This is a genomic window from Syntrophobacter fumaroxidans MPOB (assembly GCF_000014965.1).
In the GTDB taxonomy this organism is placed as follows: domain Bacteria; phylum Desulfobacterota; class Syntrophobacteria; order Syntrophobacterales; family Syntrophobacteraceae; genus Syntrophobacter; species Syntrophobacter fumaroxidans.
This window is the reverse complement of record NC_008554.1, coordinates 2,882,851-2,895,967: the sequence shown is the minus strand read 5'-3', so window position 1 is coordinate 2,895,967 and position 13,117 is coordinate 2,882,851. Positions and strand designations below refer to the sequence as shown.

Below are 13,117 nucleotides of genomic sequence, written 5' to 3'. Positions count from 1 at the left end.
CCGTAAAGCGTGAAAATCGTCCCGTACCGGTTTGCATGCCTGCGCATCTTTGCGGGCGTGATCGCAGGCACGATAAAGCCGCGTGCGCCCTGCCGGCTCTTGCCGCGCTGTCTCTCACGATTGTTTCTCCTTCAGAGGGCGCGTTCATCGAAGGTCTACGACATCACCTACCCCGCATTATTCACGAGGCTTGGCGAGAAAGCCGTTGAATGTGACCATCATGAGTGACGGAGACGGATTTTTCGGTGGTCCGTGCTGTTGAGAGGCACTGGAATCGGTCCCGAATCCTGTGTTTCGGTTTTCGCCTCATATTTTTGTGCCCGACAGCCCGATATTGGGCGCACCTGTAGTGTTGACATCGGTTTTCATGGTGATCAGGCTTCGGTACGGGAGGCCGTGCCTTCAGCATCGGAGCGGCATTTGCCGAATATTTTGCAGTGCGGTGGCAAAGAGGCGTTGATAGGGATAGGCGCGCGGCATGGTAAAGAGGATGCGCCGCACGCTCTGGACCACCCGTGCGCCGACTTTGAGCAGTTTGAGCTTGAGGGTGTCGACTGTGGCGGCAGCCAGTTCCGTTCCGGCAAGGCTCCGGCGCAGGTGCCAAAACAGAACGAAGGCGAAGGTGTGCAGCAGCAGCCGAAACTGGTTGGCCTGGAACCGGGTGCAGCTCAGCCGATCGGCTTTGAGATGAACCTTGAGCTCCTTGATCCGGTTCTCGGCATCGCCCCGGCCGGTGTAGATGCCGTCATAAATCCCTGCGGCGGATTCAAGGATGTTGGTCACCACAAAGCGGGTGTTGAGGCCCCGGGAGAGTCGCTCGACCTTGGCAATAACCCGACGTGATCGTTGCCAGGATCCGGCTCGATGGTAAAAGCTGCCAAAGAGTCTTTGCTTCGCTCCGGTTTTGGCGAACTGCCTCTCGGCTTTGATCACCAGGTTGGCGGCACGTTTGCGAAGACGGTCATTGGTGATCAGGCCGATCGTGTATTTGACCTTCTCGCGCTCAAGGAGCCTGTAGATGGCCGGTACGGCAAAGCCTGCATCGGCGCGCACCAGAATAGTGGCGCCCGGATAGGCATGTTTGAGGCGGCGGATGATGCGCTTCAAGATTGCCGCCGCTCCTTTGGACGCGTGTGCGTTGCCCGCGCGCAGCACCGCGGCTACCGGAAAACCGGTGAGCCCGTCAAAGATCAGCAGCGGATGCAGCATGTACTGATCGTAGTAGCCGTGGAAGAAGGAGAGTTGCTGCAAGCCGTGAACGGGATCATCCGTTGCGTCCATATCGAGCACGATTACCTTGCGCGGAGCCGGGTGTGCGGCCACATAGGCGTCAATCAGGGCGTCGCTCAGGCGGCGAAGCTCACAGTTCCCTACACGGTTTTCGAAACGTGAGAGCGTCGGTTGGGAAGCCAGTGCCGGATCGGTTTCGGGCAACCTGCCAACGGCGGTTTTGAGCCCCGGATCAAAGCGCAGGGATTGATGATCGTTGCCGTCTTCGTAGCCCATCGCAATGGCGAAAAGGCGTTGGCGCAAGAGTTCCTCCTGGCCATGGTGCACTTTGGCCTGATCGCGACGGTCGGAAAGTGCCCGGCTCATGGAGGAAGAAAGATCCGTTGCGCGATCGATTTCCCGCAGCAGCAATGAGCCGCCGTCCGAGGTCATTGGGCCGGCCGAAAACTCGGCCACAACAGAGCGCGAATCAAGGTTTGCAAAAGAGAGTTGTTTATGACAGACTGTATTCAACGGACATTCCTTTTGTTTCGTGTTTTCTCTTGTCAAGTCAACACGTTACAGGATGTCCGTTTCTTTTTCAAGCACTATTTATGAATTTTCCGGGCTACTACGTTTATTTCCTGAGGGATGCCGCGAGCATATGGGACATAGACCGATTTTGAGTCACGACGGTTGCATGGAGGCACATGAGCGATGTTGAAACGTTACCTGCCCGCGGTGGCCGCGGTGATCCTGGTGCTGATGCTGATCTCCTGGCCCATGAGATGGATGGTCACGGGCCAGGTCGTCGACGCCGAAACCGGGGAGCCCATCGAGAACGCCGTGGCGAACATAAAATGGTTGGAGTCCGGACCCGGGCCGCCGGGCCTGGCGGGTACGGTGACGACTGAAGAAGCGGAAGACGTCTCGGATGCCCGAGGTCGTTTCAAGTTGCCCATATATGCATCGCTCCTGGGTGTCCATGAATTCAGAATGACTGTCTATAAGAAAGGTTATATCTGCTGGAGTACCACGCACATTTTCCCCAAAGACTATATATGGTCCGGCAACGAACAGATATTTTTTTCAATGAAAAGGAGGACCGATTTCCTTCCTAAGGACGGAATGATAATCCGGATGGAACCATTGAAAGAATACCATTCAAAAGAAATGCATGCCGTATTCACCTCTAGGATGGGGGCTCCTATACACACACGGCTCTTCAATGATGCCATCAAGGAGGAGCGGAAGTTGGCTGCCGAATGGGCTATGAAAAACAGGAACAAGTAACGGAAAAACACCCCCGGCCCCGCTCCTTCTCATCCTTCGTTGTGATTCGCGCAGGGTGGACGGGAGGTTCGGCCGGATCGTGGGCACGAGGGCCCCGCGCCCCTTCCCCCGGCCAGGCCCCATGCAGGGAAGCGCTACCCTTCCCGCAGCTTGTCGATTTCCTGCTGGTAGGCTTCCATCAAATCCTGCAATCGAAGGAGTCCCGCAAGACCGGCCTGCCCGTCCACGATGGGGATCTGACCGTAGCCGGTCTGGAGAAACAGGAGCATCGCATCGTAGAGATTGTCCTCGGGCTCGACCGAGACGGGCCGGGAAGCCAATTCGCCCACGACCAGCAAGTCCTGCACGTGCTGCTCGAAGATCACCTCCCTGAGGTCGCGGACGGCCAATATGCCGCACAGGCCCCACTTGTCGTCGACCACGGGGAAAAAGGATTCCCTGGTCCTGGTGAGCAATCTCCTCAACTGGCCGAAGGTCATGTCCTCGGGAAGCACGGTCACGGGGACGTCCCGTCTGAACACGTCCTTCACCCGCATGGTCTGGAGGATGTTGATGACCGTGTCCGAACGGTGAGCCGGAGAATGGAACTTGTTGAGCACCTGCTTTTCATAGAGGCTCCACCGCTGGGAGAGAAGAATGGCGACGACCGAGGTGAACATGAGGGGAACCACCAGCCCGTAGCCGCCCGTCATCTCGCACACCATGAGCAGGGCACCGATGGGCGCCTTGGCGACGCCGGCGAAAAACGCGCCCATGCCCACCAGGGCGAAACCTCCGGGCTGGGTCACCAGCGTGGGGAACCACTCGTGCGAGAGCTGTCCCACGGCTCCCCCCAGCATTGCGCCGATGAAAAGGGATGGACCGAAGACCCCTCCGCTTCCACCGGAGGAGATCGTAAAAGACGTCGCCACGATCTTCAGTGCCGCGAGGAGCAACAGGAGGCCGGCGGAGACTTCTCCCTTGAGTGCCTGCTGGATCGTGCCGTATCCTCCGCTCAGCACCTGCGGGGCGAAGAGCCCGAGCAGGCCCACCAGCAGCCCTCCCAGGGCGGGCACGAAAACGCGCTTGAGCGGGAGACGGCGAAAGAGGTGGTCCCGGAGCCCGTAAAAGATCTTCACGTAGGCGTACCCGAAAGGAACGCAGATCAGGGCGAGTATCCCGTAGAAAAGCAGCTCCACCGGGTTTGAAAACGGCAAAGCCGTGGTTTCGAAGATCGGCTCGTGCCCGAAGATGGCCGTGAAGATGGCGTAGCCGGTCACCGACGAGATGATGCACAGGACGATCCCCTCCGCCTCGAAATCCTCCCGGTACAAAACCTCTATGGCCGTCAACGCTCCGCCGAGAGGAGCCCGGAATATGGCGCCAAGGCCGGCCGCGCAGCCCGCGAGGAGCATCAGGCGCCGCTCCCGCGCGGTCAAATGGAACGCTCGTCCCAGACAAGAACCGATGCCCGCGCCGATCTGGGCGATGGGACCTTCCCGGCCCGCGCTTCCGCCGGTGGACAGGGTGATCACGGAGGCGATGCCTTTAACGAAGGGAACCCGGGTCCTGATGTGTCCGCTCTTATTGTGAAATGCGTCGATGAATGCGTCCATCCCGTGCCCTTCGGCTTCGGGAGCCCACGTGTAGACGATGAGGCCGGAGAGGAGCCCGCCGAAGGCGGGGAGCAGGAACAGTACCCAGCGGCGCAAAGGGGTATCGGCGACGAGATCGACGAGGTGTTCGCCCGCGGGTTTCGCCACGGCATACCCGGCAAGATATTCGAGGCAGAAGAAGGAAGTCCACTCCAGCAGGGCGAATACCGCGCAGGCCATCAACCCGGAAAGGATTCCGATCGCGACGCTGTAGAATCCCCAGCGGACGGTCCGGTGCCTCTGCATCCCGTCCAGGATGCGCACCCATGCCATGTGATACCGTCCGCTCACCTGCCGTTTACGTGGGGCTCCGGCAGGAGACATGTCCGTCGAATCCATTTCGGAAGCGCCCCTCCAATATCGATTTCCGCCGCACTGAAGCAAAAGGGGCTCCGGAGACCGCCTTCCGTCCCCATTTCACAAACCGTCGGCCGAGCTGCTGGAGCCGGTCGAAGGCGGCTCCTCCCGGGACGGTTCAAGCCCTCTTCTCAATCGCGTCCATGTGTGCGGGTATGATCTTATACCACCATGTGGGAAGGGGAGTGTACGAAAAAGGGCGGCCCGCTCCAACGCGGGAAAGGCGGCGCCGCTTAGGTGCCGTTGATGAGAAGAGCCGCGGGGAAGTGCTCGAAAACCTCCCCCACCGGCAGGAACCTCTCCCTGGCCAGGATCTGCCCGGAGATCGCGTCCTCCCATGGCTCGCGGCAAAGAGGGGGGAGAACCAGGGTGGTGTCTTTCCAGACGGCCTTTCCGAGGGGGAGGTCTCCTTCCTTGACCAGGTCGACCAGGAAACGGGGCGCCACGGCAATGGACCACGTCTCCCCGTGGCGCCTCGCAAAGGCGATCACGCTCCCCCTGTGCTTTCCCTTCACCTTGAGAGGGACGTATGTTCCCTCGTCGAAGAGCCCGGCCTTCCGCCGCCTCGCTCCAAGCGCCCTGTGGATCGCAAACAGCTTCACGCGCCCATCCTCCTTTGCGGCGAGCAGATCGGCCATGAGGGACAGGATGTCTTCATCGGCGCGAGCGATGATGTCGTTCAGGAGGGCTTCTCTTTGCGCGAAATCCACGGGACGCCGGTTGTCGGGATCCACGAGATTCAGGTCCCAGAGCTCCGTTCCCTGGTAGAAATCGGGCACTCCGGGGGAGGCGGTCTTGAGCAGCACCTGGGAGAGGGAATTCCAGACGCCGAAGAAAGCGATCTTTTTCTGAAACGGCAGGAACTCCCTGAGGAAGCGGTTCTCCGCGTCCAACCGCAGAACGGCCTCGATAAAGGAAGTGACGGCACTTTCGTAATCGGGGTCGGGCAGCAGCCAGCTGGTATGGGTCTTGGCCTCCCGGACCGCCTTGACGGCGTAAGCCTTCATTCTGTCCACGAAGTCTTCGTATGCGTCGGCGCGGGGGGAAGCCATCGTCTCCTTCCTCCGGCTCGCCAAGTCGCTCAGCAGTGCGTCGACTCCGAAGGGGAAGGCCCCGAGTATGGTCTGGTAGAGGGCGTACTCGACGTTCGGGTCCGGAACGCGCTTGCCGTCCACAACGGTCTTGAACCCGGCGTTGAGCTTGGACCATACCCGCAGCCGTCTTTCCCATTCGCCGGGGACCTCGGAGAGGACGTTGATTCTCGCCCGGACATCCTCGCCCCTCTTGGTGTCGTGAGTCGATGTGGTCGACATGGAATGCGGATGGGATGCCCGCCGCCTCTGGTTGAATTCATGGAAAACCCGGGCATGAATACCGAACCTGTCGGGACTGCCGCCCACCTCGTTGAGGGACAGGAGCCTGTTGTACACGTAAAGCGCGGTGTCTTCGAATCCCTTGGCCATCAGAGGGGCGGTGAGCTGCTGAAAGCGCATGATGGCGTTGAGCCACTCGGACCGGTCTTCCTCCGGGAGCCCGTCAACGAATTCAGGATCGTGCAGTTGATCGAGAAAATGGAATTCGTGCACGAGATCGGGGTCTTCTTCCCTGGCCCGTTCCAGGGTCGACCGGATGAATTCGCGATCTTCGGGACGAAACGAATTTCCGTTGAAGTACGTGCGGTAGACGGGGAAACGCGCCAGCACCTGGACAACCGCCCTCCTGATGCCGAGCATCGTCAGATCGCTTCCCCGCATGTACCGGTCCGAAATTTTCTTGATGATGTGCGCCAGGTTTTCCACGTCTCCGGCCATGCGCCTTTCCGCGATGAGCTTCTTCTGCTCGAAAACGATCCCGTCGAATGAAAGCGGCCCGCCGGCGAACCTGGAGTAGATCCTGTCGAACACCTTCGCATTTCTCGAATCACAGAAGAGCCCGTTGACGATATTGAGAAAATCGTAGCCCGTCGTCCCCGCCACCGGCCAGAACTCAGGGATGGATTCCCCGAATGCGAGGATCTTCTCCACGACGGTGTAAACGCCCCCCGTGCTTTCATGGAGCTTTGTCAAATACCGCGAAGGATCGAAAAGCCCGTCGATGTGATCGATGCGCAGACCCGAAACACTTCCTTCTTCGATGAGTTCCAGGAGCAGCGAATGAACGTAGTCGAAGCCCTTCGGATTCTCCATTCTCAGCGATATCAACTCGTTGATGTTGAAGAACCTCCGGTAGTTGATTTCCTCGGCGGCGACCTTCCAATGGGCGAGCCGGTAGTGCTGATCGCCGAGAAGCCGCTCCATGAATCGGACGCTCTCCTCTCGCGCGGGCCGGTCGTTGAGCACCCGGATGGTTTCATCCATGAACGACCGGATTTCGGGATTCCGGTTGCAGAGCTCCCACAGCATGATCTTGATGAATCTGATCTGGTCGTAACGCTCGTCGGAGATCGCTCCCGAGGGGAGTGTCCTGAGAACGTAGAGGATTCCGAGAATCCCGTGGAGCTTGATGAAATCGGGCTCATCGGGCGGCAGCTTCCCCCGCAGGGAACCCAGCCGATAGGTGAGGAGGTCGGCGTAGGATTCGATTCGCAAGGGGAATCGCATGTCGTAGTACCTGACGGCAAAACCTCTTTCATCGAAGACGAGCTGTATTTCCCCTTTTTCGAGGCACTCGCCGTAGAACGATCCGAGGAAAGGCGCGAGCACTCTTCCCCGGATCCCTTCGTACGGATGATCCCATTCGACGTCGAAGAAATCGAAGTATCTCGAGTTGGGACCGTTTTCACCGACATCCACCAGGAACCGGTTTTGAGCGCTGTAGGCCATGTGGTTCGGGACCATGTCCTGGAGCCAGCTCATGCCGTGTCGCCTGATTTCGTCCATCAGGGACTCAAACCCTTCCCGGCCTCCCAGTTCCGGGTTGATCTCGCTGAAGTCGACCACGTCGTAGCCGTGCGTGCTGCCTCTCCTCGCCTTGAAAATGGGTGAGGCGTAGATGCAGGAAATTCCCATGCGCCGCAGGAACGGGACGACTTCCTTCAGGTGCTGAAAAGTGAAGGCGGGACCGAACTGGATCCGGTACGTCGCGGTCGGGACGGGTTTCATGGCATCACCACGTTCAGGTGGCGTCCGAGCTGATCGAAGGAACGGACCCATTCCTCGGCGGACTCGCCTCGACCCCCCGCCTCGTTCTTCATCCTCCCGTGGGTTGACTCACCCAGGGAGTAGTAAAGGTTCTGAGCCCCCCAGAGGTCCAACGGCACGGCCGCCGCCTGCAACAGGCCGAGGACGCGGGCGATTTCTTCCATGCGTTCCTTTTCCTCGGGATTTTCCAGGAGTCTTTCCATGGCGCCGGTGATCCACGCGCCCGCATTGAAGCCGAGCTTTTCACGGTCCAGATCGAGCCCCCAGCGTTGAGCGACGGAGAGGAGAGACTCCAGTCTCGCGTGGTCCATCGCTTCCGTTTCAAAGAGCCGCGCGAGGTCGAGGTTGACGATCCTCTCGGCGGCCGCCAGGATGAACTTGGGAAGAGGCACCTGCAGGCCCTGAAGGAAGTTCATCACGGCGTGCGTGTTCTCGAATATCCGGCGATAGGACGCTTCGATGTCGCTGTAGGTCAGGGCCAGGATCTGGTCGATGACTTTTCTTTGTTCATCCCTGAACAGGTGCCAAAGGGAGAAGTTGTTCGTGCCGAAGTGCTTGTCCATGAGCCGGATCACTTCGGGAACGTCGGCCCTGTCGAAGGCCGACCGAATCTCGCTTTCCATGAGGGTGTAAGCATCGTCGCCCCGAAACACCCTCCCGCCGCCGCTGATGTTGTGGTCGCCGAGGTGCAGGACCGCGTAACTGACGGTCTCTTCACTCCAGATGATGTTCGAACGGACCACCGCCCTCCCTATGGCAAGCCTCAGTCTGCCGGCTTCCATGGTCTCATGGCATTCTCGTCGAATCGTGTAGGAATAGATCGGGGTTTCATCGGGGTAGTCTTCAAAAAGCGTGGAGACGGCGTAATGGACTCCGACCCGGAGCAGATCCAGCCGCGCGGGCCTGACGAACATTTCGTAGACCCTGGCTCCGTTCCCGAAGAGATTGCTGGGCGCCGCCTCCAGCCGTCCCGCAAAGTCCTCTTCCACGGGGGTGCCGGTCAGAAGCTCCACGAATTGAGCGACTCGCGCCGCATACTGCAAGACCTGAACGCTCTCGACTCCCGAGATCTCGTCAAAGAACCAGCCGCAGCTGGTGTACATCAGCATGGCATTGTGCTGCATCTCGAGGAGCTGCAGAACCTGGACCTTCTCGTATCGGTCGAGCGCGCGCACCGTGTGGTTGGCGAGGAATCGTTCCACATTCTCCGGAGAACGGTCCAGGACCACCTCGATGTACCGGTTTCTGGCTTCCCAGGGAGACCGCAGGAACTGAGAACCGACCTCCTCGAAGGCCAGGGCGGCCTCGTCTCTCAACCGGTCCATCGAATGTCGCAGAGGGCCTCTCCACGACTGGGTCCACCCGCCGTGCATGCCGGTATGACAGCCACAGTTCTCGCGCCAGCGCTCTATTCCGTGTATGCAGCTCCATGACGAGTTGTCGTAGATTTCAACCTCATGGGTCGGAGGATTCTTTTCCAGGAACTCTCCATAGTTGGTCAGCTGCGCGTGCTCCCCGGATTCGACGAAATGAAGACAGTAGGCCAACGCCATGTCGCCGTGTCGCTGGTGGTGACCGAAGGTTTCTCCGTCGACGGCCGCGTGCACCAACTGGGGCCGGTCCCTGGCGTCATCGAATGCGCTTATGAGTCTTTCGGCAAGCGACTGGCCGTTGCTCAGCAACCCCGAAAAAGCGATTTCCCGGGAAATGGGGCCGTCATAGAAGAACAGGCTGATGGACCTGCCCGACGGCAACCGGCACAGGTAGACCGTGGTCGGATCGATTCGGGCGTCTTCCACGTTTTCCCAATCCGCTTCCGGGAGGAGCCTGCGAACATTTGCAGCCTGCCTGGGCGCGAGGACGGTGAAGCGGATTCCCAGTTCGGCCAGAACTTCCAGGGATCGCGTGTCGACGGCGCACTCCGGGAGCCACATTCCTTCCGGGTCTCGTCCGAATCGTCTCCTGAAATCCTCGATTCCCCAAGTGACTTGAGTGTACTTGTCCCGCTCGTTGGCCAGGGGCATGATCATGTGGTTGTAGACCTGGGCCAGGGCCGAACCGTGCCCCGAAAACCTCGACCGGCTCAGTCGATCCGCTTCGACGATGGCCTCGTGAGTTTCCGGCCGGTGTCGTTCCATCCAGGAGAGGAGCGTCGGCCCGAAATTGAAGCTGATCTTCGAGTAGTTGTTGACGATCCGGATGATCCGCTGCTCATGGTCGAGGATCCGTGAGGCGGCGTTCGGGGCGTAGCACTGGGCCGCGATCTTCTCGTTCCAGTCATGAAAGGGGTAAGCCGAGTCCTGGAGCTCCACCTCGCCGAGCCAGGGGTTTTCACGAGGAGGCTGATAGAAATGGCCATGGATACACACGTAGCGGGTCACGGCTGAAGTTCTCCCATGTAAACGGTCACGCTCCTTCGCATCAACTCGACGGGGCGGCCGGAAACGAGCTCCTCGGGAAGACGGCTTCCCCCTCCTCCCCACCGTTCTTCCGAGGAGTCCAGGAGCTTTTTCCACGCGCCTTCCGGCGCGGGCGCGCCAATGGGGAAGCATATGTCCCGCGGGTTGAAATTGAAGATGCACAGGGTTCGGCTGCCGGTCGTGTTCTCCCGGCGTTCCATCACGATCGCCTTTTCCTCTTCTCTGCCCTGCACCCTCAGGTGTTCCTTGCTCAAATGGGAAAGAGCGGGAATGGTCCGCCGCAGGGTGATCAGCCTCTTCGTGAATTCCAGCAGGGTCTTGTGCCGGCCCTGCTCCCGCAGTTCCCACCGCACTTTCGACCGCAGGAACGTGTCCCGATCGACGGGGTCGGGCACCGTCCCCTTCCAATGAAACGATGCGAATTCTTCTTCTCGGCCGTCACGAACCGCCTTCACGAGGTCCGGGTCGGAATGATCCACAAAATACAGGAACGGCGCCGGATCTCCGTATTCCTCTCCCATGAACAGGAGAGGGATGAAAGGAGACAGGAGAACGACCGCGATGCTCAGCTTCAGGCTTTCGAAATCCACGAGCTGCGACAGCCGTTCGCCAAGCAGCCGGTTTCCCACCTGGTCGTGGTTCTGGGCGAAGACGACGAACTGGTCTGCCCGGCGCTCCCCGGCGGAGTTGCCGTGGCGTCGTTTTCTGAAGGTGGAGTAGTCTCCCGAGTAGACGAACCCGTCCCGGAGAGATCGGACGAGGTGGCGCACCCGGCCGAAGTCGGCATAGTAGCCGGTGGTTTCCCCCGTGAGCAGGGTGTGGAGGCTGTGATGGAAATCGTCACACCACTGGGCGTCGAGACCATGGCCCCCGGCCTCGCGGGGCGCGATCAACCTCGCGTCGTTCAAGTCGCTCTCCGCGATGAGGACATGCGTCTTCCCGGTTCGGCGGGAATACTCCCCGACCGTTTCGGCCAGTTCCTGAAGAAACGGCCGGGCACTCATGTCCACGAGGGCGTGGACGGCGTCCAGGCGCAGCCCGTCGAGGTGGTACGCCGAAAGCCAGAACAGGACGTTTTGAATGAAGAAGTTCCTCACTTCATCGCTATAGGCGTCGTCGAGGTTGATCGCCTGCCCCCAGGGAGTCTTGTACTTGTCGGTGAAGTAGGGACCGAAATCCCGCAAGTAGTTGCCCTCCGGACCCAGGTGGTTGTAGACCACGTCCAGGATCACGGCCATGCCTCGTTCGTGGCAGGCATTCACCAGACGTTTCAGCGACCGGGGGCCCCCGTAGGAAGACTGAACGGCAAAAGGGTAAACTCCGTCGTAGCCCCAGTTCCTGTCCCCCGGGAACTGGGAGACGGGCATGATCTCCAGGGTGTTGATCCCCATTTCGCGTAAGGCGTCCAGCCTGGGGATGACGGCGTCCAGGGAACCCTCGGGGGTGAATGTTCCGGGATGGAATTCGTAGAGGATCATTCGCGAAGGTTCAATGCCTCGCCAGTCATCGTCCTGCCAGGAAAAATCGCCGTGATCCACGATTTGCGAGGGACCGTGGACTCCCTGCGGCTGGGAGTGGGAGGCGGGGTCCGGCCTCTCCACGCGTCCATCCAGCCTGTAGGTGTAGAGAGCGCCCGGAAGGATGTTTTCGAGGGCCACGCGCCAGTAGCCCCTGTCTTCCCCGCGCAGAGGAATGAACGCCTCCTCCGAACCGTGAAGCTTCAGTTCCACTCTCTTCCTTCCCGGGGCCCAGACGGCAAAGACGCATCTCCCGTCCGCCCCGTAATTCGCTCCAATCTGCATGCGGTTCTTCGTCCGATTCAGCGGGTCAGGAAAGCTCGATCCTTTCCTTGGTTTCATGCGTGACGGCCACCATGAGGGTAAGGTATTCGCGAAGGTGTCTCGTGAGGAGGAAATTCTCCAGGACGAACTGTCTGGCCTTCCGGCCCATTTCGTCCATCTTGCCCCGGTGTTTGAGCAGGTAGCGTATCCGGTTGGCCGCACCTTCAGGCGTATTGACGAGAAAGCCCGTATGGTGGTTGATCACCTGCAGCCGGATCCCTCCAGTGTCGCCTCCGATCACGGGCTTTCCTTTCCACATGGCCTCGGTGACGGTGAGACCGAAACCCTCCCGGGTGGATTTCTGGAGCACGATGTCCGCCAGGCGTTGCAGAGCATTGATGGTTCGATGGGCGTCGGGAGGCAGGAGCAGGACGCGAACGTCCGGGTCGCCGTCGGCGGCATCCATCACCTCCCTGTGCATCCTCTCCCCTTCCGGATCGTCGGATGCTCCGCCGCCTGCCAGGACCAGTTGAAAAGGCGTATAGTTCTTGGCCAGCCGGCACGCTTGAATGGCTCCCACCGGGTCCTTGAACCGGTCGAACCTGGAGACCTGAACGATAACGGGCATGTCCGCGTTCAGGCCGAACTTCTCCCGAACGGCCTCGATTTCATGGGCGGGCAAGTCCACGTTCTTTTCGCTCAGCGGATCGATGCTCGGGGGAATCAGGTAGGTGGGATGCGGCAGCGGCTGCGCAAACTGGGACAATGACCAGACGCTGGCGTCGTAGCCCACCACGAAATCGCGCAGATACTTCCAGACGGGCCTGTACGGGCGGCTCACGTCAATATGACAGCGCCAGATCCATTTCCCTTTTCGATCGGGGCAGAATTTCAGAAAGGGCGCCGGCTGAGGATCGTGGATGAAGACAAAGTCGGCGGCCTCGAGCCGTTCACGCAGTTCCTCCGCGTTCTGCCGGTTCGTCTCTTCGTAGACTCTCAGAAGGGATTCGGGAATCGGCACCCGAGTGCCCTGCAGCGCGTTGTGAAAACTCTTGGTGCATTCATAGAATGCCTGCTCTCCCTTGATGACCTCCCAGTCGACCTCCAGGCCCAATTGTGCCTGCAAAGGGACCAGCCAATGCAGGATCTCGGCAACGCCTCCCCCTTCCCGCGTCGAGTTCACATGGATCACCCTGGCCCCTTTCAGGACACGCGCAAGCTGGTGAATCTGATCGATCACATCCTCGCCGACAATGCGGCTGTATTCCTCCAAAGACCTCATT

7 protein-coding genes are annotated in these 13,117 nt (G+C 59.9%); 1 reads left to right on the top strand and 6 read right to left on the bottom strand.

Features of this window, described 5'->3' with window-relative positions; translation table 11 throughout:
* Positions 1-402: 402 nt before the first annotated feature.
* On the bottom strand, positions 403-1,779 hold the full coding sequence (locus SFUM_RS12180) for an IS1380-like element ISSfu1 family transposase (protein WP_100255602.1): 1,377 nt from the start codon (positions 1,777-1,779) through the stop codon (positions 403-405).
* 147 nt (positions 1,780-1,926) lie between these two features.
* Between SFUM_RS12180 and SFUM_RS12175 the strand changes: the two genes are divergently transcribed.
* Positions 1,927-2,502 carry a peptidase associated/transthyretin-like domain-containing protein gene (locus tag SFUM_RS12175; RefSeq protein ID WP_011699203.1) on the top strand — a complete coding sequence of 192 codons (576 nt, stop codon included), beginning with the start codon at positions 1,927-1,929 and terminating at the stop codon, positions 2,500-2,502.
* A 134-nt stretch (positions 2,503-2,636) separates the two neighbouring features.
* Here the strand turns inward: SFUM_RS12175 and SFUM_RS12170 are convergent, their stop codons facing one another.
* The 5 genes from SFUM_RS12170 to SFUM_RS12150 form a co-directional block, all read right to left on the bottom strand.
* Entirely contained in the window at positions 2,637-4,475 is a 1,839-nt protein-coding gene (locus SFUM_RS12170) for a chloride channel protein (RefSeq protein ID WP_011699202.1), read from the bottom strand.
* A 251-nt stretch (positions 4,476-4,726) separates the two neighbouring features.
* On the bottom strand, positions 4,727-7,594 hold the full coding sequence (treY, locus tag SFUM_RS12165) for a malto-oligosyltrehalose synthase (protein ID WP_011699201.1): 2,868 nt from the start codon (positions 7,592-7,594) through the stop codon (positions 4,727-4,729).
* Positions 7,591-10,014 carry a DUF3536 domain-containing protein gene (locus tag SFUM_RS12160; protein WP_011699200.1) on the bottom strand — a complete coding sequence of 808 codons (2,424 nt, stop codon included), beginning with the start codon at positions 10,012-10,014 and terminating at the stop codon, positions 7,591-7,593. The genes treY and SFUM_RS12160 overlap by 4 nt, the downstream gene beginning before the upstream one ends.
* Positions 10,011-11,855, bottom strand: coding sequence for a malto-oligosyltrehalose trehalohydrolase (gene treZ, locus SFUM_RS12155; RefSeq protein WP_011699199.1), 1,845 nt, complete (start codon positions 11,853-11,855; stop codon positions 10,011-10,013). The genes SFUM_RS12160 and treZ overlap by 4 nt, the downstream gene beginning before the upstream one ends.
* Positions 11,856-11,880: 25 nt before the next feature.
* Positions 11,881-13,116: a glycosyltransferase gene (locus SFUM_RS12150; protein ID WP_011699198.1), complete on the bottom strand. Its 1,236-nt coding sequence runs from the start codon at positions 13,114-13,116 to the stop codon at positions 11,881-11,883.
* Position 13,117 lies beyond the last annotated feature (1 nt).